This is a genomic window from Pseudomonas sp. DD1 (genome assembly GCF_044510355.1).
GTDB classification, from domain to species: domain Bacteria; phylum Pseudomonadota; class Gammaproteobacteria; order Pseudomonadales; family Pseudomonadaceae; genus Aquipseudomonas; species Aquipseudomonas shahriarae.
Genome location: NZ_MSAJ01000004.1, coordinates 155,007 through 177,088, shown reverse-complemented (window position 1 = coordinate 177,088; position 22,082 = coordinate 155,007). Strand labels below are relative to the sequence as shown.

General features: G+C 58.0%; 39 protein-coding genes. 18 read left to right on the top strand and 21 right to left on the bottom strand.

Translation table 11 applies throughout. The features are described 5' to 3' along the window. Together PSFL_RS04055 and PSFL_RS04050 are read right to left on the bottom strand one after the other, a co-directional pair. Nucleotides 1–985 (bottom strand): terminase (locus tag PSFL_RS04055; RefSeq protein ID WP_397469731.1); only part of this gene is annotated, 985 nt, incomplete at its 3' end. 1 nt (nucleotide 986) lies between these two features. Further along, nucleotides 987–1,586, bottom strand: a complete 600-nt coding sequence (locus tag PSFL_RS04050) for a hypothetical protein (protein WP_177024642.1) — start codon at nucleotides 1,584–1,586, stop codon at nucleotides 987–989. A gap of 75 nt (nucleotides 1,587–1,661) precedes the next feature. Here PSFL_RS04050 and PSFL_RS04045 point away from each other — a divergent pair, with 75 nt between their 5' ends. Next, nucleotides 1,662–1,847, top strand: a complete 186-nt coding sequence (locus PSFL_RS04045) for a hypothetical protein (RefSeq protein WP_397469730.1) — start codon at nucleotides 1,662–1,664, stop codon at nucleotides 1,845–1,847. Nucleotides 1,848–1,878: 31 nt separating this feature from the next. On the opposite strand, the gene PSFL_RS04040 is transcribed toward PSFL_RS04045, so the two are convergent. The 19 genes from PSFL_RS04040 to PSFL_RS03950 form a co-directional block, all read right to left on the bottom strand. Further along, nucleotides 1,879–2,133, bottom strand: a complete 255-nt coding sequence (locus tag PSFL_RS04040) for a hypothetical protein (protein WP_021491149.1) — start codon at nucleotides 2,131–2,133, stop codon at nucleotides 1,879–1,881. Then, nucleotides 2,130–2,321 (bottom strand): hypothetical protein, encoded by a 192-nt coding sequence (locus PSFL_RS04035; RefSeq protein ID WP_397469729.1) that lies wholly within the window; start codon nucleotides 2,319–2,321, stop codon nucleotides 2,130–2,132. Before PSFL_RS04035 ends, PSFL_RS04040 begins: the two co-directional genes overlap by 4 nt. Beyond that, nucleotides 2,314–2,586 carry a hypothetical protein gene (locus PSFL_RS04030; protein ID WP_397469728.1) on the bottom strand — a complete coding sequence of 91 codons (273 nt, stop codon included), beginning with the start codon at nucleotides 2,584–2,586 and terminating at the stop codon, nucleotides 2,314–2,316. The genes PSFL_RS04035 and PSFL_RS04030 overlap by 8 nt, the downstream gene beginning before the upstream one ends. Further along, on the bottom strand, nucleotides 2,583–2,798 hold the full coding sequence (locus PSFL_RS04025; RefSeq protein ID WP_397469727.1) for a hypothetical protein: 216 nt from the start codon (nucleotides 2,796–2,798) through the stop codon (nucleotides 2,583–2,585). Before PSFL_RS04025 ends, PSFL_RS04030 begins: the two co-directional genes overlap by 4 nt. A 53-nt stretch (nucleotides 2,799–2,851) precedes the next feature. Continuing rightward, the gene (locus PSFL_RS04020) at nucleotides 2,852–3,352 is read right to left on the bottom strand and encodes a hypothetical protein (protein WP_397469726.1); all 501 of its coding nucleotides are present in this window, start codon (nucleotides 3,350–3,352) and stop codon (nucleotides 2,852–2,854) included. 47 nt (nucleotides 3,353–3,399) lie between these two features. Next, the gene (locus PSFL_RS04015; protein ID WP_397469725.1) at nucleotides 3,400–3,744 is read right to left on the bottom strand and encodes a hypothetical protein; all 345 of its coding nucleotides are present in this window, start codon (nucleotides 3,742–3,744) and stop codon (nucleotides 3,400–3,402) included. Beyond that, nucleotides 3,741–4,079, bottom strand: a complete 339-nt coding sequence (locus PSFL_RS04010; protein WP_032859704.1) for a hypothetical protein — start codon at nucleotides 4,077–4,079, stop codon at nucleotides 3,741–3,743. The genes PSFL_RS04015 and PSFL_RS04010 overlap by 4 nt, the downstream gene beginning before the upstream one ends. 456 nt (nucleotides 4,080–4,535) lie before the next feature. After that, complete coding sequence (locus tag PSFL_RS04005; RefSeq protein ID WP_397469724.1) at nucleotides 4,536–5,216, bottom strand: hypothetical protein; 681 nt, start codon at nucleotides 5,214–5,216, stop codon at nucleotides 4,536–4,538. Further along, a complete protein-coding gene (locus tag PSFL_RS04000; RefSeq protein ID WP_397469723.1) occupies nucleotides 5,213–5,806 on the bottom strand; it encodes a recombination protein NinG in 594 nt (197 codons plus the stop codon). Before PSFL_RS04000 ends, PSFL_RS04005 begins: the two co-directional genes overlap by 4 nt. Beyond that, entirely contained in the window at nucleotides 5,797–6,120 is a 324-nt protein-coding gene (locus PSFL_RS03995) for a hypothetical protein (RefSeq protein ID WP_397469722.1), read from the bottom strand. The genes PSFL_RS04000 and PSFL_RS03995 overlap by 10 nt, the downstream gene beginning before the upstream one ends. After that, nucleotides 6,117–6,584 carry a recombination protein NinB gene (locus tag PSFL_RS03990; protein WP_397469721.1) on the bottom strand — a complete coding sequence of 156 codons (468 nt, stop codon included), beginning with the start codon at nucleotides 6,582–6,584 and terminating at the stop codon, nucleotides 6,117–6,119. The genes PSFL_RS03995 and PSFL_RS03990 overlap by 4 nt, the downstream gene beginning before the upstream one ends. Further along, nucleotides 6,581–6,949, bottom strand: a complete 369-nt coding sequence (locus PSFL_RS03985) for a hypothetical protein (protein ID WP_397469720.1) — start codon at nucleotides 6,947–6,949, stop codon at nucleotides 6,581–6,583. Before PSFL_RS03985 ends, PSFL_RS03990 begins: the two co-directional genes overlap by 4 nt. Further along, complete coding sequence (locus PSFL_RS03980; protein ID WP_397469719.1) at nucleotides 6,946–7,284, bottom strand: hypothetical protein; 339 nt, start codon at nucleotides 7,282–7,284, stop codon at nucleotides 6,946–6,948. The genes PSFL_RS03985 and PSFL_RS03980 overlap by 4 nt, the downstream gene beginning before the upstream one ends. Continuing rightward, entirely contained in the window at nucleotides 7,281–7,784 is a 504-nt protein-coding gene (locus PSFL_RS03975; protein WP_397469718.1) for a hypothetical protein, read from the bottom strand. Before PSFL_RS03975 ends, PSFL_RS03980 begins: the two co-directional genes overlap by 4 nt. Continuing rightward, nucleotides 7,784–9,184, bottom strand: a complete 1,401-nt coding sequence (locus PSFL_RS03970; protein ID WP_397469717.1) for a DnaB-like helicase C-terminal domain-containing protein — start codon at nucleotides 9,182–9,184, stop codon at nucleotides 7,784–7,786. Before PSFL_RS03970 ends, PSFL_RS03975 begins: the two co-directional genes overlap by 1 nt. Continuing rightward, on the bottom strand, nucleotides 9,181–10,005 hold the full coding sequence (locus PSFL_RS03965; protein WP_397469716.1) for a replication protein: 825 nt from the start codon (nucleotides 10,003–10,005) through the stop codon (nucleotides 9,181–9,183). The genes PSFL_RS03970 and PSFL_RS03965 overlap by 4 nt, the downstream gene beginning before the upstream one ends. Next, nucleotides 10,002–10,313, bottom strand: a complete 312-nt coding sequence (locus PSFL_RS03960; protein ID WP_397469715.1) for a hypothetical protein — start codon at nucleotides 10,311–10,313, stop codon at nucleotides 10,002–10,004. Before PSFL_RS03960 ends, PSFL_RS03965 begins: the two co-directional genes overlap by 4 nt. A 65-nt stretch (nucleotides 10,314–10,378) precedes the next feature. After that, nucleotides 10,379–10,993, bottom strand: a complete 615-nt coding sequence (locus tag PSFL_RS03955) for a hypothetical protein (RefSeq protein ID WP_397469714.1) — start codon at nucleotides 10,991–10,993, stop codon at nucleotides 10,379–10,381. 50 nt (nucleotides 10,994–11,043) lie between these two features. After that, nucleotides 11,044–11,256 carry a transcriptional regulator gene (locus tag PSFL_RS03950; protein WP_397469713.1) on the bottom strand — a complete coding sequence of 71 codons (213 nt, stop codon included), beginning with the start codon at nucleotides 11,254–11,256 and terminating at the stop codon, nucleotides 11,044–11,046. A gap of 82 nt (nucleotides 11,257–11,338) precedes the next feature. Between PSFL_RS03950 and PSFL_RS03945 the strand changes: the two genes are divergently transcribed. From PSFL_RS03945 to PSFL_RS03865, 17 genes are all read left to right on the top strand, one after another. Further along, nucleotides 11,339–12,010 carry a LexA family protein gene (locus tag PSFL_RS03945; RefSeq protein ID WP_397469733.1) on the top strand — a complete coding sequence of 224 codons (672 nt, stop codon included), beginning with the start codon at nucleotides 11,339–11,341 and terminating at the stop codon, nucleotides 12,008–12,010. A 14-nt stretch (nucleotides 12,011–12,024) separates the two neighbouring features. After that, nucleotides 12,025–12,264: a hypothetical protein gene (locus PSFL_RS03940; RefSeq protein WP_397469712.1), complete on the top strand. Its 240-nt coding sequence runs from the start codon at nucleotides 12,025–12,027 to the stop codon at nucleotides 12,262–12,264. A 98-nt stretch (nucleotides 12,265–12,362) separates the two neighbouring features. Next, the gene (locus PSFL_RS03935) at nucleotides 12,363–13,520 is read left to right on the top strand and encodes a hypothetical protein (RefSeq protein ID WP_397469711.1); all 1,158 of its coding nucleotides are present in this window, start codon (nucleotides 12,363–12,365) and stop codon (nucleotides 13,518–13,520) included. 313 nt (nucleotides 13,521–13,833) lie between these two features. Then, nucleotides 13,834–14,409 (top strand): hypothetical protein, encoded by a 576-nt coding sequence (locus tag PSFL_RS03930; protein WP_397469710.1) that lies wholly within the window; start codon nucleotides 13,834–13,836, stop codon nucleotides 14,407–14,409. Between the two features lie 164 nt (nucleotides 14,410–14,573). Further along, entirely contained in the window at nucleotides 14,574–14,825 is a 252-nt protein-coding gene (locus PSFL_RS03925) for a DUF1654 domain-containing protein (protein WP_397469709.1), read from the top strand. A 415-nt stretch (nucleotides 14,826–15,240) separates the two neighbouring features. Then, on the top strand, nucleotides 15,241–15,738 hold the full coding sequence (locus PSFL_RS03920; RefSeq protein ID WP_397469708.1) for a hypothetical protein: 498 nt from the start codon (nucleotides 15,241–15,243) through the stop codon (nucleotides 15,736–15,738). A gap of 184 nt (nucleotides 15,739–15,922) precedes the next feature. Beyond that, entirely contained in the window at nucleotides 15,923–16,084 is a 162-nt protein-coding gene (locus tag PSFL_RS03915) for a hypothetical protein (RefSeq protein WP_169877739.1), read from the top strand. A 728-nt stretch (nucleotides 16,085–16,812) separates the two neighbouring features. Next, complete coding sequence (locus PSFL_RS03910; protein WP_397469707.1) at nucleotides 16,813–17,034, top strand: hypothetical protein; 222 nt, start codon at nucleotides 16,813–16,815, stop codon at nucleotides 17,032–17,034. Nucleotides 17,035–17,055: 21 nt separating this feature from the next. Continuing rightward, the gene (locus tag PSFL_RS03905) at nucleotides 17,056–17,316 is read left to right on the top strand and encodes a hypothetical protein (protein ID WP_397469706.1); all 261 of its coding nucleotides are present in this window, start codon (nucleotides 17,056–17,058) and stop codon (nucleotides 17,314–17,316) included. Between the two features lie 21 nt (nucleotides 17,317–17,337). Then, the gene (locus PSFL_RS03900) at nucleotides 17,338–17,628 is read left to right on the top strand and encodes a hypothetical protein (RefSeq protein WP_397469705.1); all 291 of its coding nucleotides are present in this window, start codon (nucleotides 17,338–17,340) and stop codon (nucleotides 17,626–17,628) included. Then, a complete protein-coding gene (locus tag PSFL_RS03895; RefSeq protein WP_397469704.1) occupies nucleotides 17,625–17,837 on the top strand; it encodes a hypothetical protein in 213 nt (70 codons plus the stop codon). The genes PSFL_RS03900 and PSFL_RS03895 overlap by 4 nt, the downstream gene beginning before the upstream one ends. Then, nucleotides 17,834–17,971 carry a hypothetical protein gene (locus tag PSFL_RS03890; protein WP_397469703.1) on the top strand — a complete coding sequence of 46 codons (138 nt, stop codon included), beginning with the start codon at nucleotides 17,834–17,836 and terminating at the stop codon, nucleotides 17,969–17,971. The genes PSFL_RS03895 and PSFL_RS03890 overlap by 4 nt, the downstream gene beginning before the upstream one ends. Next, a complete protein-coding gene (locus PSFL_RS03885) occupies nucleotides 17,968–18,510 on the top strand; it encodes a hypothetical protein (RefSeq protein ID WP_397469702.1) in 543 nt (180 codons plus the stop codon). Before PSFL_RS03890 ends, PSFL_RS03885 begins: the two co-directional genes overlap by 4 nt. A 159-nt stretch (nucleotides 18,511–18,669) precedes the next feature. Then, nucleotides 18,670–19,866 carry a hypothetical protein gene (locus PSFL_RS03880; RefSeq protein ID WP_397469701.1) on the top strand — a complete coding sequence of 399 codons (1,197 nt, stop codon included), beginning with the start codon at nucleotides 18,670–18,672 and terminating at the stop codon, nucleotides 19,864–19,866. Nucleotides 19,867–19,873: 7 nt separating this feature from the next. Beyond that, entirely contained in the window at nucleotides 19,874–20,794 is a 921-nt protein-coding gene (locus tag PSFL_RS03875; protein ID WP_397469700.1) for a hypothetical protein, read from the top strand. After that, nucleotides 20,791–21,435 (top strand): lambda exonuclease family protein, encoded by a 645-nt coding sequence (locus PSFL_RS03870; RefSeq protein ID WP_198791149.1) that lies wholly within the window; start codon nucleotides 20,791–20,793, stop codon nucleotides 21,433–21,435. Before PSFL_RS03875 ends, PSFL_RS03870 begins: the two co-directional genes overlap by 4 nt. Next, the gene (locus PSFL_RS03865) at nucleotides 21,432–22,025 is read left to right on the top strand and encodes a hypothetical protein (RefSeq protein WP_397469699.1); all 594 of its coding nucleotides are present in this window, start codon (nucleotides 21,432–21,434) and stop codon (nucleotides 22,023–22,025) included. The genes PSFL_RS03870 and PSFL_RS03865 overlap by 4 nt, the downstream gene beginning before the upstream one ends. Nucleotides 22,026–22,082: the final 57 nt, after the last annotated feature.

Genomic DNA, 22,082 nt, shown 5'->3' with positions numbered 1-22,082 from the left:
CGGTGGAGTCGCTCACACCGATGTCCCAAATGGTCATCACCGGCAGGTGGCTGTTGTCGGGCAGAGTGCCGATGCGCTGAGCGGCATACAGCTTGGTGAACTGCTGGGCGTAGTAAGCACCCTCGACCGATTGCTGGAAGGCCTCAACCGGGATTGAGGGGTACTCCCGCTTCATGTCGTCGCCGAGCGTCTTCTCCTTGGCTGCATACCAGGCGCGCTGGCCGTCATTGGTGACGATCCCGTGCTTGACGTGCAGTTCGTTGAAATAGTCAGTCAGACGTTGCGGCAGCACCACGTCGGTGGAATCCAGGCTGTAGGCCTTGTTGTTCCACCAACTAAAGAAAAAGAACTTCCAGTCGAGCAGGCCTAGCGGCACACCGGAAAGCTGTTGTCGCTCTGCTGACTGGCTGTAATCGAAGAAATACCCGGCCCGGCCCTCGGCCGTCGACTCGATGGTGACGAAACACTCAGCAGCGACAGCCTCGAAAGCACCAGTGACGATCTCCCGTGCCTTGTGTGGGAACTTGGCGCAGATCTTCCCGAACTCGGATACGTGGAGGTAGCGCAGCGTGCCGCCACGGAACGAGGTGGAAACGTAAAGTGAACCGCCCTTGCTGAACACCAGCTCGCCGGCGGCGTCATTTCGCGCTGGGTTGGCAGCACGGAGCTCTTTCGGCAGGTTGTCGTAGGCGTACTTGACCTTCTCCCGGAAAAGGCGCTTCGCGTCGTTCAGTGTGTGAGCGATCAAGGCGCACTTCGCAGCCTCGAACAGCGCCGCATCCAGCTGGACGATGCACACCAGAGTTGTAAAGCCAAGCTGACGAGCTTTCAGGATAATGTTCCGGGTATGCATCCCCTGGAAGTAATCGATCTGCTCCTGCGTCATGCGGAAGCGAACCTTCTTTCCCTGCTTGTCGGTGATGAAATAGAGATTATTCAGTCGCCAGAACCGATCCCGAAGCAGCTTCATGTGCTCGGGTTTCATATCAGGCGTCCTGTGATAATTCGTCCATCATCTTCGAGATCTCGTCGGCGTCGTCCGTCTTCTCCTTCTCGTCCAGGCTGAATGCCTGACGCTCCAGAACTTGCAGGTTCTTCATTGCAGAGGAAAGCTGGAACAGGGTTTTGGAGTTGCTGGGCAGCGCGACAGCAGCGAGCATCGAGGCCCGGCGCATCCCGTTATTGTCCTCGTCAGTCTCGTCGATGATCGCGTCTTCGATCTCTTCGCGGCGCTGGATGGTGTTGAGCAGATCATCCATCAGCAGGTTCGCAAGGTTCGTGGCCTTGCGAATGTCTCGGCGATGGCTGCGAACCACCCGAGCCCCTTCTTCTGCGGCCTCTTCGATGATCTCGGCGTCAAGTTCGCAGTTCGCGCCTTGGTCGTTGCGAACCTCTCCGCGAACCAGCTTGCTGCGAACCTCTTTGCGCACCTGGTCAGAAAGGTCTCTCGCCCACCCTTGGACCTTGGCTTTCTTCCTGATTGCGGTGTCGCTAACGCCTTGGCGCTCAGCGATAGTCCTGATGGAAAGCGAACCAGCCCGGTAGGCGCGTTCGATTGCCTCCCAGTCGGGTTGCTTGGCTGTCATGGCTTCTCTCTGATGCTTGAAATAGTAGCGCGTTGCCGGTATTGGTGAGGATCAACTCAACGGAAGGAAAGAAATATGGCAATTCTCGACCCAGTGAAATACAACAATGGCGCCGCGTCGGATAAACGCAGTATCGCGGTTAGCGCTGCCCTCGAACTCATTCTCACGAAAGCATCCAGTGGGGATACCAGCCTCGTACGGGAGCTTGACCACCTATCTGCGTACGCTGACAAGATTCAGGCAGCATTGAAGTCTGAGTGATCGGCCCGTGCCGCACTCACCTGCGGCACACCTACCCTTCCGCATTATCGAGCAGCACATCGATCAGCTTCTGCTCACCCAAGCGCATCGCACCCAGGCATTGCAAGTCATCGCACTTCGGGCCCAGGCCGAACACGGTCACCTCTCCCTTCGCGCCGATAAGCGTCAAGGCGCCTACGGTGCATTCGGGATGCTCGCCGGCATCAAGGTCATCGGCAATCTTGCGTAGGGTCTTGGCGGCATCGCGCCAGTCCTCCCGCTTGAACTCCAGAACCTTGACGGTCATACGGTCACCATCTGATGGGTTTGTGCATGAGCATGGCCGCAGAGCAATCCAACGATCAGGCCCTGGGGCAGCCCGGCAGCCTTGGCAGCGTTCACAGCTTCGGAAATGGCCTTGTCGAGAGCATTCACAGCAGCGTTGATGTCATGGCTCATCGGTAGCGCGTGGCGCAGGCGGGTTACCTTACTCATTGAATACCGACCCCTCTCCCATGCGGAATGTCTTGTTGGTGCCGACGTAGCCGCCGCAATAGATGACCCCGATCTCACCCCATACAGGGTGGAAGTCGACCGTCTCGCCGTCGGTAGCCTTGAGCGGTTGGTCGGCGACAACTGCGATACCGGCCTTTGTGTCGCACCAGAACACGTGGGTAACAGGCTTCCCGTCGATGATCACTTCCCGCCGTCCTCGGCCGTCATCCCAGTAGTGGACGTGCTCGCCTGATTGGTCACTCATGTGTTGTGCCCTTCCAGCGGCTGAGCAAAGGCGAAAGTCACGCCGTCATCCGGGTAGTAGGTCGAATAGGTGGCATTCTGAAGGATCACTCCGTCTACCAGCACCTCGACAGCTGCATCACCGTACTTGGCGATCAGCGCTGCCTTCAGGTCATCCACAGACAAGGTGAGCTGGATGTCGTTGAAGTGAATCAGCTGTTTCTTGATACTCATGTCTACCTCATATCCCGCGCCACGATTTGGCGCATTCGATAACGTGGCGCGGATCAAGGGATCAGGTCATAGCTGAACTGAGTATCTTTTTCTGTCGATACCCAGTGATGCGCGTCAAACTCCGGGAAGCCGCCTTCAGTGCTGCGTATTCGACGATTGTAGGGAGACAAGGTCTTGCCGCTGATCGTCTCGCTAAACACCGGCCGACCCTTCAGTGTGAAGACAACAGTTACTTCGCCACCCGCAAGGTCTCCCTCGGGCAAAATCCGATAGAGGTACTTAACCAGCAAAAGCAGAGACGCTCCCTCGGCGGATTGCTTGCCGGAAATAACCTCTCCTAGTGAGAGCCCGTGCCGGCTGCGCAGGGAAATTATCCCGGCGGCGATGTCCTTGGCGACCATCCCGTCAGCAACGTCATCGGCGATGTGCCCATTGGCGAACTCACCGATGACACTGGAAGCGGCGCCGACCTGAGATCCATCGTTATTCGACGTGGCTTCGTATCGGGTCACAACATAACGGGTGACTGGGCGAACTTGGTATTCAGTACTCATAAAGCCTCCGGCCTGCGCACAGGCTGATTGTGGATGAAGCGTGTCCGTTACTTGCCGCGCCGCTCGACACCACCGGGCGCCTTGGGGCAGCTCATGCAGTGCTCGCAGTTCAGCGTCCGACAAAGCCAGGCTTTAACCGGCTGCCAGTACGTGACCATGAAGATATGGCGGGCACCGGCCAGGGCTAAAGCGACGTGCAGCGTCAGTCCTGCCGTTGTCGGCCCGAAGAAGATGTTCTGACTGCGGGCCATGACAACGAACCCACTGATGGCGATGGCCGAGTAGATCAGCTTGCCAAGGATGCCGTCTCTCACCTTCCCGCTCAGTACGCACCAGGTCGCCCACGCCGCGATCAGGCCGCAGGCGATAGAGTTGATCAGTTCAAGATTCATGGTGGATTGCCTCCCCCGAACCGCTGGCGGATGAGCGCCCAGAGGTCAGCGGCTTTGATGGCTCGGTTGATTGCTGCAAGGAGCGAACCGCCGAACGTGCCCAGGAGAAAGCCAATGCCGGCGACGATCTTCGGCTCAGTGACATTCAGGTAAGTGCTCACCATGCTCGTCAAATACAGCGAGCAGGCCACACCAGTGATCAAGAACACCATCCAAGCGCGCCAGTCGGACAAGTCATCCTTGTGCCACCAGCTTGCGACAACGGCCCCAATCAGGCCCGCAATCAACAATTCGAACCTGTCGATCTTGTCGAGCAGGCGCTGTAGATACTCCATGCGCTCTACTCCGTGGGGCATGTTTGGGAATTGAATCGGCTCACACAGCACTCCCAGCTCGGAGCAATGGGTGTGGTGGAGCCGAAAACGAAAAGGCCCCGATCAATCTCGAGGCCCTGAATAGGTTCGCGCGTCTTTCCGTGCTGTCTGCCAAAGACGATCCCAGCGTCGACGCCCCCATGCACCGATCTCGCCGTTCCTGTCTCGCGCCACCCCATAAGCATTGAGGTAAGGGTGCGCGGGCTGCCGGGGTTGTTCTCGTACGTCGCACTGTCCGGCTATCGACGCCCAGGCCTTCCCGAAGGCTGTCCTGGCTACAGGTGAAACTCAGGCAATAAAAAACCCGGCGCGGCGGCCGGGTTCTTTTTAGTCAGTCCTACACACGCAGGAATGACAGGATGGGTGAATAATGCGACATGGCGACATGATATTGCAAGCCCTTTTGAGGGACTATTTTCATGCGGCCTCACCAGACAGAACCCCTACGGCCTCAAGCATGTGCTGTGCATCGACCAAAGCCTCATCCACCATCGACTCCAGCGCTCCCTTGATGCTCTTGTTCCAGCGCTGATAGGTGCGCTCCGTCAGGCCTTGGGTATCCCAGTTCGTCATGTCGTAGTTCGACTCGGCAAGTACGATCATCTCTCCCGGCTTATTTTCGGCCACTGCCCTGGCGTGCTTGTTAGCGCGCGCTACATCTGCGTCGGCCGCTTTGTTGCGCCAGTCCCACTGGCCATCTTCCTTGTTTTCCCGATGCTTCGGAGCTTTGACCTCTGCCACGGCGCGCTTGATGCCTTTCGACTGATGCGGCACAGCCCAGACCAGCACCGCCTGCTGAGTGAAGCGCAGTGGCGCCGGCGAAGGCACAACTGCGACAAGCCGGCCGATGGAATCTATCTTTCTCCCACGGTGGGTGCTGTACTTGGCTACCAATGCATTCCAGTGGCGCGGGCTAAGCTGGGCATGCAGAAGCTTGTGCACGATGCAGTCAGCAAGTAGGGCCGCATCCTTGCCGGTGATCTCCCCCTTCAGTTTGCTGGTCTGCACTCGAGGCTCGACGTTGCACCCTCCGGCGCTGTTGATGGTTTCCGCTGCAAGGGCGCGGACGACTGCAGAAATTACGTTTTGGTAGTTCATGCTGCCTGCCCCTTCTTGAGTTCTCTGGTCTTTGCCCGGTATTCGGCGGCCATCGCCTTAAGCTCTTCCACGGTGTACTTCTTTGGCTCATGGGGTCCTTCAAGCCACTCCACGGCCTCAATGCCAATCTTCTCGATCAGGCCAGGCCGATACCCCAGAAGGTTCCCGGACTTGCCCATGTTGCAGTTGCGATTGCACTGAAGGTTTACGTTGAGTGGTTCGAAGCGCAGCTCTGGGGCGGCTGCAGTCGTCCTGTAGTGGCCGGCGCAGTACTGAACATCAGCCGTGGTCCCGCAGCTAATGCAGGGCTGCCCCGCGTCCCGCTGGCGGATCCAGGCATTGAAAGCGTGTTGCGTGTCTTTGAGGTGGTCCGCCCGGGTCTTGAGCGCTTCCTTGCGCACCTTGATCTCGCGCCGACCGGCCAGGGCCAGCGACTTTTTCTCCTTGGCCTTCTGTACCTCTACGGTGGCCAACGCACACTTAGGGCTGCACACCGCCTGACCGAGGCGCTGCGGGACGAATGAGGCCCTGCATGCTGGGTTCTTGCAGGTCTTGGGCTTTGGCGCCTTCCTCTCGATGGCTACGCGCATGGCTCGGCCTCCTTGGCTTTCTGCTGCTCATGGGTGAAGTCGCCGCGCAGGGGCATGAGCCATTTCTGTCGGCACGGCCCGGAACTGACCATAATGTTTCGCTGAATGTAGCCTCCGACAAGGCTCTTTGATCCATCCAGAGACTCGACTATCCAGGTGTCCACGGGGCGTGGATTGAACATCACGCCTTCGTGTATAAAACCCTCTCCATGCGGCGCCACAAACTCAACAAGACGCACTGTCTTGCCAATATTTTCAGGAGCACCTGAATTGACGATGAGCGCCAGGTCGCCCGGCTTGAAGTTATGGCTCATGCTGCCTGCTCCCACTGCTCGGGCATCTGACCCTTCGGTTCGCTCCAGATCACGCCCTTCTCGGCGCCGAAGACGTACATGCACTCGATGACGTCGCCCAGTTCGGCCACGGTCATACGCTTGGTGCTCTCCCCCAGCATCACTACGCCGCCGTTGATGCCCTGGGCCATGCGGATCTCCTGGCGCGCTGCAGCGGTCATCAGGGCCTTCCAGTCCTCGCTGTCGAGCTTCTGCATCACTCCGTTGACGGGCCATTCAACCTGGCGGGAGATGTCGCCCAGCATTGCCCACAGCTTGGCGTTCTGTTCCAGGGTGCGACGTGACTTGACCGGCCGGACGATCACCTCGACGGCGCCGACGGCAGATAGCTCGGTTGCGAACAGATAGGCCAGTCGCAGGACTTCACGAACTCGGGAGGGGCCAGCCGTCCAGAAGTGGCGCGGCTTGTGGATGACGTTGATCATGACCGCTCTCCCTTGCCCACGGCGGCGTCGACAGACCAGTCTTTGTGCTTGGCGCGCAGGCGGCTCAGTTCTCCCGCCAGCTTTGCGCGGCTCGACGCAAGCAACTCGTTCTCGGCCTTGAGCTGGTCGCGCTCAGCCATCAGGTCGGCACAGTCACCTCTCAGCGAGCGGATGGCCCGCATATGCGGGGAGTCACGCAAGAGCTCGTTCTCGGCGATCAGGGCCAGTACCGAAGCAGGAGTTACCTCGGCGTCGTAGATCGCATAGGCCGCGTCGTATTGATCACCGCTATCCAGAGACTCCTGCGCTTCCTGCTTCAGGATGTATTCGATGACAGGCTTCAGTTTTCCATTGTTGAAAGTCATGGCTTCACCTGCGGAGCCAGCTTCGCCTCAGCGGAAATCCGAATCACGGATGCAGCGGTTGCGTACAAGGCCGCCAGAATCGGAAAGCCAGCGTAGATAAGAGCTACGACGTACAGCGCATGCACCAACACGCCGAAAGCCTTCTTAATGATCGAACGCCCCTGGATCTTTTCGGCCAGCTCTGGGGTCACGACAAGCAACCCCATAAACATCAGAACGACCATGATGCTGACCATCCAGAAGGCGAACACCCTAACGTCTGCGTTGCCGAGCACAAGGCCGGCCAAGAGAGCGGTATCGAGCATGCGGGCAAATACTTTGCTTGACGCTTTCATTGCGATATCCCCTTCAGCAGTTCCTGCAACTGTTTCAGCTTTCCCACGGCCGCTGCGTTGGTTTCGCGCTCAGCCTCCACGGACAGAGCCACCTCTTCGATGCGACTGGCGAGCGCCTTCATGCGCTTGCTGAAATCATCAGCCAGGCTCACGACTTCGCCGGAAAGGCTGGCCAGAACATCCAGGGCGCCTTCGGACTTCTTGATCGAAACAACGGCTTGCTTGGCTACCTGGGTCACGGCTTGCTCCTTGATTGTTTTGGGGGTCGATGCGTCGCGCTGGAATTTGCCGCCAACCGGCTCACGGATCAGACCGGCTTCCTTGAGTTCGCCCAGGGCGCGGCGAATGGCGTAGGGCGATGCGCCGGTGGCCTTGGCTGTGAGGGCGGCACCGTGGATTTCGTGATTGCTCCAGGCCGCCTGGATGGGAACCAGGGTGAAAACCTTCTGAGCGATCGAGGACTGACCGGCGAGAATCTGTTGCTGTCTGGATTCGTTCATCAGAAGCCACCCCGTGGGTTGAAGTCGTTCAAAAGGGATTTTGAGGACTTGCGAGGCGGTGGCGCGGCGGCTTCCTGCTGCTGCTCGCGCTGCCCGGCGTAGTTGACGAAGCGTGCGAACTCGCCTTGGTGCTGGAGCAAGCAGTGCCCGACCGATGCGTGGCGGTGCTTCACCACGTCGATCTCGGTCACGCCACTGCGCCCAAGGTCCGAATCAGCGTCGCGGTGAGCGATCATGATGATGTCGGCGTCCTGCTCGATCTCGCCGGAGTCGCGCAGGTCGGACATTTGAGGCTTCTTCGTCGAGCGCGTTTCGATGCTGCGGTTGAGCTGGGCCAGGACGATGATCGGGATATCCAGTTCCTTGGCCATCGCCTTGATGCCGCGACTGATGGCTCCGAGCTCAAGGTTCCGGTTCTGTTGACGCGAGCTTGCTTCGGGCGCGATCAGACCGATGTAGTCGATGACGATCAAATCCAGCGGCTTGGCGCGGTGCTGAAAACGGGCGATGTTGCGGATGCGGCTCAGCGGCAGGCCGCCCTTCTGGCAGATGCGCAGATCGGCAGAGTGCATACGGCTTACGGCGCCAGTAATGCGCGTGATCGATTCGCCGTTGCCCATGGCCTGGCCGGTATCGATACTCCCGAGCGTCACCGCCGACGAAGACGCCAGACTGCGCTTGGATAGCTCCTTGGCGGACATTTCGAGCGAGAAGACCAGCGCTGACTTGCTTTCGCGGATGGTGAGTTGTTCGGCGATGCCAAGTCCCAGCGTGGTTTTGCCAGTGCCTGGGCGCCCAGCGATGATGATGACGTGTGAGCCGCGCAGGCCTTGGACCAACTCGTCCAGATCCTTAAGGCCCGTCGCGTGTCCGTTGATGCCTTCACCGTTGAAGCGAGCGTCCATTTCGTCAACGACTGGACCAAGGGCTTCACGCAGGCTGATCACATCCGGTTCGTCGTCTTCGCTGTTCAGGGCCAGGACGGCCTCTTGAGCGTCCGCGATGATCCCGGCCAATGGTCGTGCGTGGCTCGCCATGTCGATGATGGCTTGACCGATCTCCGCGACCTTGCGGGCCTTGGAGCGCTCTACCACGATACGGGCGTATTCAAGACCATTCGCGGCGCTGGGCACGCCGTTGTAAATCTCCGAGGCTCGGATCATGGTCAGTTCGCCGCTGGACAGCTCGTGGCGAATGTCGGCAATCGAAACGGGGTCTGCTGGGCGGCCAGCGGAACGGGCGGCAAGGATCAGCGTGTAAATCTCAGCAACGTCTTGGTCGTAGAAGTCGGTCGGGCTGACCATGGCGCCGATTGATTCAATCAGATCGGGCTTGATGAACAGGGAGCCGACAACGCCGTACTCCGCTTCCATCGCAACCAGTGGGCGGTCAGTAATCATAGAGCCTCCAACACTTTCAGGACCTTGTCCTGGCGGGTCAGAAACTCAATGTCAGCAGTCCAGCCACGGTCGTTCTCGCCGATCCAGTGCTTGTTGGTCAGGCAATCGGTGAAGTACGCAGTCCAGAACTCACCCTTGCGGAAGGGGTGAACTCCGTTGATCTCCAGGTTCCAGCAGCCCTTGATCAAGTTCTTGCGCTTGGTCGAAAGCTTCAGGCACTTCGGCAGCTTCTCGCCGCAGACGGTGTTGTAGATCTCAGCGATTCGGCCGTATGGGATTCGATCAACCTTGGCTGCAGGAGGTTGATCAGGTTCTGGGGGGGCCTGCTGTTCCGGTTCAGATTCCAAATCCTCGCCGGTCGGAGCGTCAGCGGCGACAACTGCGTTAGCAGTTAGATTTGTATTTCTGTCTTTTATGTGTGTAATTTTCGACACAGTGGAAGGTGCGTTTTCTACACAGTGTGTAGATTTCAACACGGTGGATTTGGGGTCTATTTTCCATTCACTTACAGGTAGGAAAGTGATCGGATCACGACTCCCGCCATCACGAAACAGAACCCGCTGACGGATCAGGGAGTTGATTGCTCGGGATACGTTTGCACGCTCCGACACAGCCTTCTCCTCGTCGCTGTACATCATTTTAGAGATGTAGAGGGCCGCTACCTTCACCGCTTCCTTGTTGTAGCCGCTGGTAAGCCTGTGGATCGCCAGGGCGACACGCAGCTCGCGTCCTGAAAGGTCGGCACCAATCAGGGCTTCATATAGGTCGTTGTTCATCCGGGTGAATCCCCCGGTAGATTTCAGTTGAATGACGTTGCTCATACAGAAAGCGCCTTGTTCTTGCTGGAGCCGTTCGGTGCAAGCGATGCGATCAGATGGCCCAGGCAATCGCGCTTGGACTGTTTCTTGGCTTCATGAGTGAACTGGTGCCCTACCATCTGCGCAGCCTTCATGGCTTCGATCTGGTGGTACTCACGGGTACCTGACTCGACGATGGAGGATTCGCCCAGGTCGGAAAGGACGTGACCAATCACACGGGAGACTTTCTTGAACTCAGTGCGCGCCACGAATTCGCGCATCGAAAAACGTGGCGCGCCTTGTGGGTTGTCTGGATCGGGTTCTTTATGCATAATCAACTCCGCAAACAGCTGTAGAAGAAGCCGACCTCGTACGTCGGCTTTTTTGTGCCTGGAATTCAGGCGATGGATTTCAGTGCAGGCTTGCCGTTGATCAATGCTTCAGCCTTGCGGCGCAACTCCCCCGCCTTCGCTTCAACCTGGCGGCATTGCCTGGCGAACGCTGGCAAGTGCGGCAGGTCCTGCTCGCACATCACCTGGTCGTCAAACACTTCGCTGCCGGTGTCGATCACATCGCCAAGGGCGCGGATCAGTGCGCCGAAGCTTTTGTTCGCGCATTGGTCGCTGGTCATCTGGCGGGCGCCGGTCAGGCCGTGGCGGCTCGCCAGTTCGTTCAGGCAGTGGTCGCGGAATTCAGGCTCAAGGGCGTTGACCCACGACTCTTCAAGCCAGGACGGCATTTCCTGATCGCCGTTCAGCCAGCGCTGTACACGCTTGAGCCAGCGACCGGTCGCCTTCACGAACTCATTTACGTCGGCGGTCAGTTCCGGAGAATTGAAGTCCGGGACCTCTTTCTTCTTAGCGCGATCAGGAATCGACAGGTGCAGTTCGCGGCTCAAGGCCTGGGCGAAATCGTCCTGGCTCAAGCTAGTACGGGCGATCTGGTTTTGAGCATGGGCGACCAGAACCTGATCACGGGTTTGTACGGTGTGTCTGGAACTGGACGTTTGCATGGGGACTGCTCTCTTTTAATCTGGCTTCAATGGAACGGCGAACAGGGATGTCAGGCGGCGGATCTGGCGCGCTTCTGGGGCATGCACAGCTCGCGAGCGGTAATCTTCCCGCCGGTCAGCTCTTCAGCCTTGAAGGCCTTTTCGGCGCGCATCGGGTGAATCCCGGCAACCCAGTACGAAACTGCTGCCTGGGAAACGTCGAGCGCTAAAGCGGTTTTGGTTTGCCCGCCGAAGAAGTCGACGAGCTTTTCGATAGGGGTCATATGAGAGCCCTCCTGATAAGCCTGCTTATATCCTAAGTAGAAGCAGGCTTATTTGCAAGCTGATAAGGGAACTTATAAATTCATGTGCATGAGCACACTTGCAGAACGTCTAAAAGAAGCGCGGAAACACGCGAAGCTGACCCAGGCAAAACTGGCGACGGTTTCCGGTGTTGAACAGCCCCTGATCTCCCAGCTGGAGACAGGCAAGAACCTTCAAAGCGCACACCTTCCAAAATTCGCCCATATATGCGGCGTGAGTGCTATTTGGTTGTCGGACGATATTGGTCCCATGGTCATTGACTTAAAAAAGGAAGAGTCGAACGTATCGCCGGCTGCCCAGAATCCTCAGAGTTTCCGCTATCCAGTGATCAGCTGGGTTTCTGCCGGCTCATGGGCTGAGGCGGTCGAGCCCTACCCTGCCGGCGTATCGGATCGCTACGAGTACTCTGAGTACAACTCGAAAGGCCCGGCGTTCTGGCTAGAGGTCAAAGGCGACTCAATGACTTCTCCGGTCGGCACGAGCATTGCCCAGGGGTCACTAATCTTGGTAGATACCGAAGTCGAAGCGACACCGGGCAAACTTGTCGTGGCCAAGCTGCCAGACAGCAATGAGGCGACCTTCAAGAAGCTGGTAAGTGATGGTGGCAGGCTCTACCTAAAGCCGCTGAATCCCGGATATCCGACTGAAGTTTTTGATGAGAATTGCCGGATAGTTGGCGTAGTTGTCCAGGCCACCCAGAAATTCCACTACTGAGTGCGGAGGCCGTGATGGCCCTGACCAAGCCCAACCAGCAGCTGCGCCGCGACCTGAAAGAGGCTGCGGCCCTGCTAAAGTGGTCAGGCGTCGATCTGTTTGTCTTTGCCAAGCGGCTTCTGGCGGCGGGCGATGAGCAGGGCGCCAACGATCTGATGAAGCTCGCACTGAGCTTTCAAGAGACAGAGGACAAGCTTGCCGGGTATGCGGATGAGGTTAAGGCCGGGCAAATAAATCGCCGTAAGCCTGAGTAGGCGCGTGGCATGGCGTGGCGGGATGCTACAGAGATTCATGCTCAACTCCGCAAGCAGCGCCAGCCACCGCAGCTCGAACATAAAGATAATTAACGCTCATGGACGAGACGGAATTGTCCAAGAGCCATACCACATGGACTCTAGCAATGCCTAATGCACCGCAACCAAGCACCTTTGATGTAGCGTGTTCGATTCGAAAATGGGCCGTTGAACATGGAATCATGAGACCTGTGGCAGGAGCATTGGAGGCGTCTATCAATGCTACAGCTACAGCTATCAAAGCTAGTACTGATTTTGAGTCCATGATGAGGCAGAAGGAGCTGCTATCTATCGCTTTTAATGAAGCATCCCGGACCATCTACCTATACACCAAACGCAAAGTCACCGGAAAGGACCTGAAGACCCTTCCGTCCAGCATCCTTAATTGTGGAATCGCATATCCCCAGGGCGTTGTTGAGGAAATTGGTAAAAACAACCAGATCGCCCATGGTGCTGCGGCGAGCATGATATTGGCTGGAGGGGCAAATCGCTATGCCTGCGGATCTTCTATTTCTCCCGGAAACTCCCATTCCGCCGGTACTCTCGGGGCACTAGTCGTTGACGCCGCCGGTGTCATTCACGGCCTTTCAAATAACCATGTTACCGGTCTTTGCAACCATTCTCAGGTAGGTCTGCCTATTTTGGCTCCTGGAGTACTTGATGTAGGGCCGGGCGGGGTAAATCCGTTCACCCTTGGATTTCACAAGACCGTTCTGGATATGGCGATAGGCACTCAGGGCAACGTTGACGTGTCCCGAAATTCGGACGCGGCAATCTTCGAAATTTTTCAGACCGCGAATGTCTCGTCGAGCCAGGGAGGTGTTTACGACACCCCTACTTCAATCGTTGACCCATTGGATGGAATGGTTGTCGAAAAGGTTGGTCGGACGACGGGCCACACCAGAGGAAAGATTGTTGGCCAAGAGCTTATGCCTGTCGAAATCAGCTATTCAGCTCCTAACTTTGGGTTCCAGGGCCGCATTCTTTTTGAGAACGTATGGGTAATCCACGGGGAGAATGTCCCATTCGGCCAGCCTGGAGACTCTGGATCTCTAATTGTTCAGATTGACGGAGGTGGCCTACGCCACGCTGTTGGACTATTGTTCGCTGGCGGCACTGACTCTCTTGGCCCAGAAAATCAGCGAACCTTCTTCCTGCCTATCCGTCCTATTTTAGAGAAACTGCAAGTCAGCCTACTCGGAGGACACAATGTCTAGCGGATCGGGAGACGCGCGCATAGCGGCTCAGCACCTCATGTCTAAGTTGCAGGCGCGTCCCGGAGAAATATCCATATCAACCTTCACGGCGCATGACAGCCAATTGCTGCGAGTCTTTCTGCGCCCAGGGTCAAAATATCACAAGCACGATATCCCCTCTCTGTGGGAAGGTTTCACCGTGCTCTGTGAGTATGCGGAAACCCCCGTAGCGGGCCGCGGCTGACGCCCTCTAGCCTATCTCAACCCGTATCCCTCCAATGGTGGCCGTGCGCCACGAATGGTAAAGTGCGGGCTCAACTACGGGAGGGATCCAATGAAAGGATTTGGGGCGTTCGCGCTGATCGTCGGCGTGTGCTGGCTGATCTTCGCACTGAGTATGGATGTCTCCGTGCCGACTGGCGCTGGAGGTCGGGTGAATAACCTGGGGTTGATGGCTGACCGCCAGATCCACACCATTGTTGGCGGAGTGATTGCGCTCGCCGGGCTGCTCATGGTTTTTCTGGTCGGTAAAGGCTCCCCCGCCATTTCCCAGGCAGAGAAAGATACTCGCCCCTGCCCTATGTGTGCAGAGAGCATCAAAAACGCTGCAATCAAATGCAAGCACTGCGGTGCAGACATCGAGCCCGCTGCCGTGCCCCGGCTGAAAAACGGCTGGGTCGCCTCGACTACCTGCCGTGACGCAGAAGAGCAGCAACGCACCATTGAAGCTATTACCGGAACCGGGCTTCCGGTTGTTTCGATGATCGGCCTGGCTGTAGGTGCTGGCCCATTTGAAACCAAGGAAGAGGCCAAGCAAGCCCTGGTCACGATGCGCGACGGCCCCAGGCTATTCAGCGAGATCGTTTATAGGGACTCGGTGAGCGGCAAGTACCCACCCATCAGCGACTGAGCCCGTCAGGTCAACAAAGCCCGCTTTCGCGGGCTTTTTCTTGCGCGAAGGGAAGTCGCCTTTAGATCATTTATGCATAAATGCATTTTCCGTCAAAATGCAGCTTGCCAATATCTCCAGGCATCAATACTGTACATGCATACAGTAACGACCAGGAGAGTCGCATGCAAAGTCCAGCGTTTACCACCTCGAAACCACCATCCTCCTACGAGTCGGCAGGCCGTCGCCTGCAGGCCCTGATCGCCTCTCCAGGCGTTCAAAAGTACCAGGCGGTGACAGTGTGTAGGCTTGAGCATGAAGCTCCCGAAGACTGGCAACGCCTTCTGGATGAGATCAGCGAAACAGCCGGCGTCCGTGTCGAGACCCTGGAGGGCGGAACCGTCAGGATCGGCTGGCGAGAATACTGCGATGCGTAACTGAGCCCGCCATTGAGCGGGCTTTTTATCGCCCACGAGAAAATATATAAGCATGCTTATTGACGAATAAAATAAGCTCACTTATATTTACTCCATCGCAGCAATACACAGCCACTGCGAAGGGCCTCACAGCCCGCCGCTCTTTAACAGCTCAGGACCTTCGCAGATCGATCCCCGGCAACGGGCACAGTGCGAACAATAAATTCGATCTCCACGCCAGCTCTGGAACTGGCCGTGCTCACCAGATGCGAGTACGCGAAACCACGCAAGCCGGTCGGCGAAGAACACCGTCCACGAAATGTGTGACGCCGACTAGAGATATGAATCGGGCGATGCGCGTGGTGGAGACACAGATTTCCTCGATGACCTTGGCGACAGGGTCATCCGGAAAATCAACCGAACAGAGGTGCGCGACATGAAACTTGCAGAATTGGAAAGGCAGCGAATCAGCCTGAACACGCTGATCGGCGAAGAAAACGATCGACACAAGAAGCAACTGGCCAGCCTGAGCAAGGATCTGGCAGAAACGAATCGGCTGATTGCAGCATCGGCCGACGGCCTTGACCTGGATGCGCTAAAGATTGCCGAGTCGGTGCTTGAGATTCGTGGCTCCTACGATAAAGCCGGCGACGACAGGGCTTTCGCACTTCAAAAGGCTGTCGACGATCTCGCCAATGGCGCGGTCGTGCTGAAGAAGGTGTACTTCGGCACCAAGAGCTACGCGCACTGGCACGGCCAATTTGTTGAATGCAGCTACGGCATGGGGCCATCCCATGGCAGCGTGATCTTCTCCATCGGCATCCGCCGCAGCGAGCTTGGTCGCGACCTCTCGGATATCGAGATCGAAGCCTCCCTGTATTACCTGCGAAACCTTCAGCGCATTCAGAAGGCCGCAGCGCAAGTCGCAGCATGATCGAAAGCATCACTTCTGCGCATTCACAGAGTGCGCAGCGGGATGCGGATGAGTCCACACGGCGCAAGGCCGCCCCCTGCATCACCGTCAGAATTGGTTGTTATCGAGCGCTGGCGGCGTCCCACTCCCGCATGAACGGCTTGCCTGTGCGGGGCTCCTAAGTCCAACCAAGCAAGGAGACACCATGAAGCATGCATCAGCAATCGCCCAACTGACCATCAGCGCTGAGATTTGCGAGAAGAACGCGCCAATCAACGAGGTCGAGGGCAATCACGAACAGGCCGAGCTTGAGCGCAATAACGCAGTAGCGTACCGGGCTGCTATTGCTCGCCTCGAAATCGAATAACCCGCAGCAACTATGACGAACCACCCCGGCCTGACGCCAGTAGCGTGACCGGGTGCAGATGGCTCCCTGCTGATTCAGGTAGGCATCTGGTTTCACAAATGCCTCTAGTCCCCCTGGAGGTATTTGGAAGCCGAGTAATCAATGAGGGCAAGACAATGCCTAACCCAAACAGCCCCAACGGCTGCTACCAGCGCCATGGGTATACGGTTGAGCGAACGCCACGGAAGAGCGGCGCCGGCCACCACCGAGTCATCTACGACCATAACGGCCAGCAGGCTCTGAACCGAGCCGGATACGACGCAGAAATCCAGTTCTGCATTGAGCATGGCTTGATGCTGAAAGAGGATTAGGACCCGCTGCAGTCCGCGTAGCTGTTAGTCACAGCGGTTGAAACGGAATGCATGGACCTGCATCAACCCCGGGGCCCACTGCACATCCCGCCGGGAGGGAGCCGAAAGGTAGCAGCAGCCCGCACATGCGGATTGATTCAATAGGTGGCCACTGCCTTCCCAGTGAACGAACAACGGAGGGTTTCACCATGGACTAGCCAATAGCTGCCCGACGCCACATGCGCCCGGCAGGCTTGTACGTAAAGAGGGAAAAGCCCGGTTTCGACTGGGCTTTTTTACGCGCCTCTACCCGTCAGCACTCCTCCCCCGCGCCCATCGGCAACCAGCGGGAGGCATGAGTGTTGACGAATACAGGTGAACCAACGAATGGAGAGAGTCATGAATATTGAAGATGGCGGTTCGGCGTTTCCTGAGCCTGGCAATGCGCAGTGTGGCGGCATGAGCCTGCGGGACTACTTCGCCGCCCAGGCACTCCCTACGGCCTGGACAGCGTTCGCTGATGGTTACTTTCAAGAAGATGGCTGGGACAGCATCAATGAGGGCGTTGCGGTGTGTGCCTACCAAATGGCAGACGCCATGCTCGCCGCCCGTTCCGCCTAACCCCAAACACTGGAGGTCGCCATGGCCCGCACTTACGAATATTGGACGGTCAAGGATGGCGAGGACATTGCCGTCAACCTGACCGTTGTCTCTTTCTCGGCCTCGAAAGGCAACTTCAGCTCGCAGGCCGCTGATCCCGATGAGTATCACGGGCACTGCGAAATCGAGTGGGAATCGAAAGACGACACCAGCTTCATGACTGAATCTGAGATCGCCTCGATGGAAGAGTGGCTTGTGAGTGAGCATTCCGAGTACCTGGCCGATCAGGACTACTACGACTAACCCGCCACCCTGGAGGCAATCATGGAACACGAAATAGTTGTTGAGGGGTTTGTCCTCCAGGTGGAGGTGACCCATTGCGTTAACGAGCCTGCACGGCCGGGAACTTGGGATAGCGACTGGGACGCCCAGGGCTGTCGCGAGCTGGAATTCAAGCTGGTTTCGGGCATCTGCTACGACGAAGACGGCGTGCGGATGGATGTGCCGGAATACGTGCTGCCGGTGCTGGCTCACCAGTACGGCCCACAGATCACCGTGGCGCTGTGGCACGAGATTGACTCGCGCAAGAGCCGAGAGCGGAGGTTTGCAGCATGAGCGGCCAGCACGATCTGGCCGTTGGCATGCTTGAAGGGTACATCGCTCGCGTGATCGACCCCGAATGCAGCGCAGTTGCGGTGAAGGCCTCGGCCAACACTGCAATCCTGATCTTTCGCACGCTGGGCGTTATCAGCATTGCCGAGGATCTTTACTACACCGAACGCCTGCACCGTATCTACGAGCGCAGGCAAGGACAGCAAGCGTGATCGCAATCATCGCCCGAAACCACAAAGCACTTAAACAAGCCCTGCACCGTCAGGGCTTTTCTTTGGTCGCGGATCTGCCAGAGCGGGTTCGCATCACTCAGCGGCGCGGCATGCTGATTGCGAGGGTGTCATGAAGATCGATCTGACCAAAAAGCCGGAAGGCGCTACCCACATCAACCCGCATTCAGGTCTTTGGGTTAAGTGCTTCGGGGGAAACTCTGGCAGTTACCAGTACTTCCGGAATGGTGAGTGGGAAATGGGGTTTGGCTGCATGAGCAACTCCTACCTTCAGATTGCCAAGCCTGAACCATGGACCGGCGAAGGCCTTCCGCCTGTTGGGACGGTGTGTGACCTGAAGTTCGAACACTGGACTGACTGGGAGCGGCACGAAATCCTCTGCCACGGCAAGACGTTCATGTTTGTGCGCGAGCTGAATAGCGGCCTTGACCGAGAAGGGTCTATGTCCATGGATGGAATTATGTTCCGTCAGGTGCGCACGCCCGAGCAGATCGCGGAAGAGAAGCGCATCGCCGAACTGAACCTGATGGTTGGCGCTATCAAGGACCACCCCGGCGGGCACCATGGTGTTGATCACCTGGCACAGCTCAAGATCCAGGAGGAAGCCTGCATCAATCTGTACGACGCGGGCTGGCGAAAGCAGGTTTCGGAGTGACCACCCACCAGCGGCACCGGCGCGGCGCCATCCGCTGTTTATCGGCCATCGTTGGCCTGACCTTCCTCACCATCGTTCTACTGGGCCCAGCAATCGGCGGCCTGATCACTCAATAACCCACACCTTCAATCGCTGCGAGCATCGCGGCAAGGAATCCCCATGTCCGCAGAACAACAACTGGCGATCCTGCCAGCCAAAGAAGTAGCCCTGGCAGTATTCAGCGCCCCTAACGGCCTGGACCCATACCTTCAGAGCGTCCGTGAAGAAATCGACAAGTTCAACGCCTCGGCACCTGACGTGAAAACCAAAAAGGGCCAAGACGCGTATCGCTCGATTGCTTACAGCCTGGCGGGATCAAAAACGAAACTCGACAGCCTGGGCAAAGAGCTCGTCGCAGAACTGAAGGATGTACCGAAAAAGATCGACGCCGAGCGCAAGCGCGTTCGTGAGCTGCTGAGCACGTGGCAAGAGGAAGTTCGCAAGCCGCTGACTGACTGGGAAGCCGCCGAGCAAGCTCGCAAGGATCGGCACGTCGATGCCGTACAGGCAATTGCGGATTTTGCCTTGGATCTGTCGGACGTCACCGCCGCGCAACTTCTTGAGTCTATCGCCTCGGTTGAGGCGGTGAAGATGGGCGAGCACTGGGAAGAGTTCGAGGCTGATGCTGCCCGCACCAAGGATCAGGTTCTGGACAAGTTGCGCACCACCCTCGCCACCCGCCAGAAATATGAAACCGAACAGGCGGAACTGGTCAGGCTGCGCGCCGAAACAGAAGCGCAGGCCCAGCGCGAGCGCGACGCCCAGATCGCCCGTGAAGCAGAGGATCGTGCCCGCCGCGAAGCCGAGCAGCGTGCACAGGCAGAGCGTGATGCCGCCGCCAAGCGTGAATCCGAAGCAAAAGCCGCCGCTGATCGCCGCGAGCTGGAGTTGAAGCTGGCTGCTGAGCAATCGGAGCGCGCCGCCGCCCAGGCAGCGCGGGACAAGATCGAATCGGAGCAGCGCGCCGCGCAACAGAAGATCGAAGACGAGCAGCGACATAAGCAAGCGATGGCTCAGGCCGAAGCAGATCGAGTAGCTGCTGAGCAGCGTGCAGAACAAGAGCGCATTGACTCGGAGTGCCGCCAAGCTGAAGCCGCTGAGCGAGCGAGACTCGCAGAGATCGCCCGGGCAAATGCCGCTGCCGACGAGATCAACCGCCAAGCCGCCGCGCGGGAAGCGGACAAGGCGCACAAAGCAAAGATCAACCGCGCTGCGCTGGATGCATTTATCGCTGGCGGTATGCCCGTGGAATGCGCGAAACAGGCAGTCACCTTGATTGCTCAGCGCAAGATTCCAGCCATCGCTATCACTTACTGAGGTCGTCATGAACGAAATCATTCAAATGCCGGCGCGCGAAAGCGCCGGCCTTACTGCCGCCGAGGTCCACCGCTTCTCGGCCGTAGAGATTCGCCAGCGCGTTAACCTGGTGCAGGAAGTGATGCAGGGCATCATGAAGCGGGAAACGCACTACGGCACCATCCCAGGCACCCAGAAACCAACCCTATACAAGCCGGGTGCTGAAGTGCTTTGTGTGACCTTCCGGGTTGCGCAGGAATACCGAATTGAAGATCTGTCTGGCCCAGGTGTAGCGCGCTACCGGGTCACTTGTGTTGGTCGCCATCAGATGACTGGCGTCGCCCTCGGCGAAGGCGTAGGGGAATGCTCGTCCAGCGAAGAGAAGTACAAGTGGCGCGGCGTCATCTGCAAAGCGGAATTGGACGCCACTCCGGAGAATCTGCGCCGGAAGAAATACTACAAAAACGGCAATACGGCCGACCAGATCCGCACCGAACCAGCAGACCTGGCCAACACCATCCTCAAGATGGCCTGCAAGCGGGCCATGATCGCCATGACGCTCAACGTCACTGCGGCATCGGACATCTTCACGCAGGACATCGAGGATCTACCCGAGGAGCTGCGGCCACAGGAGCAGGCTCAGTCTCAGGCGCAAAGCCAGAAGGCCGCACCAGTCCCCCATGACCCTGCCCTGTCCGCTCACTGGATTACCCAGGCCGAAGATGCAATCACGCCCGACGCACTGACAGAAGTTTGGAAGGCTGGGGTGGCTGTCATCAATGACGCCAAGGACACAACAGCTTACGACCTGTTCAAGGCCGCAGTGGTGGCGTGCGGAGTGAAGCTCAAGGCCACCGAAGAGGTCAAGCCGGATAGCGAGGACGTCGCAGACCAGCAGCCCGAACCACCAGCCGACGAAGAAGTTGAATTTGAGGAGGTCCCAGAATGATCATCGTGAATTGCGCGCAGGGGTCGGAAGAGTGGCACCAGGAGCGAGCCGGAGTTATCACAGCCAGCATGTTTGGCGATGCGCGAGCCAAACTGAAGTCGGGCCCGAACAAGGGCGAACCAACCGCCAAGGCGCAGGATTACGCCTTCCGGTTGGCTGTAGAGCGAATCAGCGGCAAGCCGTTGGATGGTGGCTTTGAGACCTGGCAAATGCGCCGGGGTCATGAACTGGAACCCCAGGCTCGCATGGAGCATGAAGCTCAAACTGGTTTGATTGTCACTCAGGTCGGACTGGTCAAAACCGACGACGGCGCATTTGGCGCCAGTGCGGATGGCTTCATCGGCGAAGATGGCGGCTCGGAGTACAAGTGCTTCCTTGCCCCTGAAAAACTTCGGTCGTTCCACATCGACAACGACGCCAGCGAAATCATGGATCAGGTCCAGGGCTGCATGTGGATCACTGGGCGGAAGTGGTGGCACGTCGGGATGTACTGTCCAGCCCTTGAATCGGTCGGACGCCAGTTGTGGTGGCAGGAATTCAAGCGCGACGACAACTACATCGACAAGCTTGAAGAGGAGCTTTGGGAGTTCAAGCTGCTGGTGGACGGATATGAGGAGAAACTGCGGAGTAAAGCAGCATGATCAGCAACCACCTCAATCTGGTCGAGCGGTTGCGCCCGGCCTCGGATGAACTGGCGGCCCAAGTCGCCCAGTTCCTGGCCGGCGGCGGCCAGATCGAAGAAGCGGCGCCCATCGGCTATAAGCCCAAACCCATCACCTACAGCAACCAGATGCCGCCGGCGCCAAAGCCGTTTGTTCGGCGCCGGGTTCAAGCCGCGCCCCTGCCAGTCGCGCCCCTCGACGTGCGAAACGACAAGCGCGCAGAGAAGGCTGAAATGGTAAAGGCCTTGGCTCCCACTCACACCCAGGCTGAAGTATCGGGCATCACCGGCATGACACCAAGAACGCTCAGAGACCTCGCAAAGGATTTTGGGTTTTCGTTCAAGAGGTCCGCCCACGGCGGCCACTATGGCGAGAAGTGGAAAGCGGAAACGGTTGTTCGTGATGCCAAGTACGCCGAGCGCATCAGGGCGTTCAAAGAGCTGGGTATTTCCCGGCGCAGGGTGTGCGGCATGTTGGCGATATCGCACGGCACCCTGTCACGCATTCTGGAAGAGCACGATATCGATTACCCAAAAGCACGCCAGGGCAAGACTTCATGCGCCGCATAGCCCGCACCCAGCAACGCAAACGTCAAACCTGGCTCGCACTGCCGGCCAGCGGAATAG

What these genes read in the sequence shown, in the direction of transcription:
- PSFL_RS03920 (WP_397469708.1), top strand. Translation starts at nt 15,241, where the DNA reads ATGAAACTTGCAGAATTGGAAAGGCAGCGAATCAGCCTGAACACGCTG.
- PSFL_RS03875 (WP_397469700.1), top strand. Translation starts at nt 19,874, where the DNA reads ATGAACGAAATCATTCAAATGCCGGCGCGCGAAAGCGCCGGCCTTACT.
- PSFL_RS04045 (WP_397469730.1), top strand. Translation starts at nt 1,662, where the DNA reads ATGGCAATTCTCGACCCAGTGAAATACAACAATGGCGCCGCGTCGGAT.
- PSFL_RS04035 (WP_397469729.1), bottom strand. Translation starts at nt 2,321, where the DNA reads ATGAGTAAGGTAACCCGCCTGCGCCACGCGCTACCGATGAGCCATGAC.
- PSFL_RS03990 (WP_397469721.1), bottom strand. Translation starts at nt 6,584, where the DNA reads ATGATCAACGTCATCCACAAGCCGCGCCACTTCTGGACGGCTGGCCCC.
- PSFL_RS03895 (WP_397469704.1), top strand. Translation starts at nt 17,625, where the DNA reads ATGAGCGGCCAGCACGATCTGGCCGTTGGCATGCTTGAAGGGTACATC.
- PSFL_RS04025 (WP_397469727.1), bottom strand. Translation starts at nt 2,798, where the DNA reads ATGAGTATCAAGAAACAGCTGATTCACTTCAACGACATCCAGCTCACC.
- PSFL_RS03995 (WP_397469722.1), bottom strand. Translation starts at nt 6,120, where the DNA reads ATGAGCCATAACTTCAAGCCGGGCGACCTGGCGCTCATCGTCAATTCA.
- PSFL_RS04015 (WP_397469725.1), bottom strand. Translation starts at nt 3,744, where the DNA reads ATGAATCTTGAACTGATCAACTCTATCGCCTGCGGCCTGATCGCGGCG.
- PSFL_RS03900 (WP_397469705.1), top strand. Translation starts at nt 17,338, where the DNA reads ATGGAACACGAAATAGTTGTTGAGGGGTTTGTCCTCCAGGTGGAGGTG.
- PSFL_RS03965 (WP_397469716.1), bottom strand. Translation starts at nt 10,005, where the DNA reads ATGAGCAACGTCATTCAACTGAAATCTACCGGGGGATTCACCCGGATG.
- PSFL_RS03925 (WP_397469709.1), top strand. Translation starts at nt 14,574, where the DNA reads ATGCAAAGTCCAGCGTTTACCACCTCGAAACCACCATCCTCCTACGAG.
- PSFL_RS03950 (WP_397469713.1), bottom strand. Translation starts at nt 11,256, where the DNA reads ATGACCCCTATCGAAAAGCTCGTCGACTTCTTCGGCGGGCAAACCAAA.
- PSFL_RS03865 (WP_397469699.1), top strand. Translation starts at nt 21,432, where the DNA reads ATGATCAGCAACCACCTCAATCTGGTCGAGCGGTTGCGCCCGGCCTCG.
- PSFL_RS03975 (WP_397469718.1), bottom strand. Translation starts at nt 7,784, where the DNA reads ATGAACGAATCCAGACAGCAACAGATTCTCGCCGGTCAGTCCTCGATC.
- PSFL_RS04040 (WP_021491149.1), bottom strand. Translation starts at nt 2,133, where the DNA reads ATGACCGTCAAGGTTCTGGAGTTCAAGCGGGAGGACTGGCGCGATGCC.
- PSFL_RS03985 (WP_397469720.1), bottom strand. Translation starts at nt 6,949, where the DNA reads ATGACTTTCAACAATGGAAAACTGAAGCCTGTCATCGAATACATCCTG.
- PSFL_RS04020 (WP_397469726.1), bottom strand. Translation starts at nt 3,352, where the DNA reads ATGAGTACTGAATACCAAGTTCGCCCAGTCACCCGTTATGTTGTGACC.
- PSFL_RS03945 (WP_397469733.1), top strand. Translation starts at nt 11,339, where the DNA reads ATGTGCATGAGCACACTTGCAGAACGTCTAAAAGAAGCGCGGAAACAC.
- PSFL_RS03930 (WP_397469710.1), top strand. Translation starts at nt 13,834, where the DNA reads ATGAAAGGATTTGGGGCGTTCGCGCTGATCGTCGGCGTGTGCTGGCTG.
- PSFL_RS03910 (WP_397469707.1), top strand. Translation starts at nt 16,813, where the DNA reads ATGAATATTGAAGATGGCGGTTCGGCGTTTCCTGAGCCTGGCAATGCG.
- PSFL_RS03955 (WP_397469714.1), bottom strand. Translation starts at nt 10,993, where the DNA reads ATGCAAACGTCCAGTTCCAGACACACCGTACAAACCCGTGATCAGGTT.
- PSFL_RS04050 (WP_177024642.1), bottom strand. Translation starts at nt 1,586, where the DNA reads ATGACAGCCAAGCAACCCGACTGGGAGGCAATCGAACGCGCCTACCGG.
- PSFL_RS04030 (WP_397469728.1), bottom strand. Translation starts at nt 2,586, where the DNA reads ATGAGTGACCAATCAGGCGAGCACGTCCACTACTGGGATGACGGCCGA.
- PSFL_RS03880 (WP_397469701.1), top strand. Translation starts at nt 18,670, where the DNA reads ATGTCCGCAGAACAACAACTGGCGATCCTGCCAGCCAAAGAAGTAGCC.
- PSFL_RS03905 (WP_397469706.1), top strand. Translation starts at nt 17,056, where the DNA reads ATGGCCCGCACTTACGAATATTGGACGGTCAAGGATGGCGAGGACATT.
- PSFL_RS04005 (WP_397469724.1), bottom strand. Translation starts at nt 5,216, where the DNA reads ATGAACTACCAAAACGTAATTTCTGCAGTCGTCCGCGCCCTTGCAGCG.
- PSFL_RS03935 (WP_397469711.1), top strand. Translation starts at nt 12,363, where the DNA reads ATGGACGAGACGGAATTGTCCAAGAGCCATACCACATGGACTCTAGCA.
- PSFL_RS03870 (WP_198791149.1), top strand. Translation starts at nt 20,791, where the DNA reads ATGATCATCGTGAATTGCGCGCAGGGGTCGGAAGAGTGGCACCAGGAG.
- PSFL_RS03940 (WP_397469712.1), top strand. Translation starts at nt 12,025, where the DNA reads ATGGCCCTGACCAAGCCCAACCAGCAGCTGCGCCGCGACCTGAAAGAG.
- PSFL_RS04000 (WP_397469723.1), bottom strand. Translation starts at nt 5,806, where the DNA reads ATGCGCGTAGCCATCGAGAGGAAGGCGCCAAAGCCCAAGACCTGCAAG.
- PSFL_RS03915 (WP_169877739.1), top strand. Translation starts at nt 15,923, where the DNA reads ATGAAGCATGCATCAGCAATCGCCCAACTGACCATCAGCGCTGAGATT.
- PSFL_RS04010 (WP_032859704.1), bottom strand. Translation starts at nt 4,079, where the DNA reads ATGGAGTATCTACAGCGCCTGCTCGACAAGATCGACAGGTTCGAATTG.
- PSFL_RS03885 (WP_397469702.1), top strand. Translation starts at nt 17,968, where the DNA reads ATGAAGATCGATCTGACCAAAAAGCCGGAAGGCGCTACCCACATCAAC.
- PSFL_RS03960 (WP_397469715.1), bottom strand. Translation starts at nt 10,313, where the DNA reads ATGCATAAAGAACCCGATCCAGACAACCCACAAGGCGCGCCACGTTTT.
- PSFL_RS03970 (WP_397469717.1), bottom strand. Translation starts at nt 9,184, where the DNA reads ATGATTACTGACCGCCCACTGGTTGCGATGGAAGCGGAGTACGGCGTT.
- PSFL_RS03980 (WP_397469719.1), bottom strand. Translation starts at nt 7,284, where the DNA reads ATGAAAGCGTCAAGCAAAGTATTTGCCCGCATGCTCGATACCGCTCTC.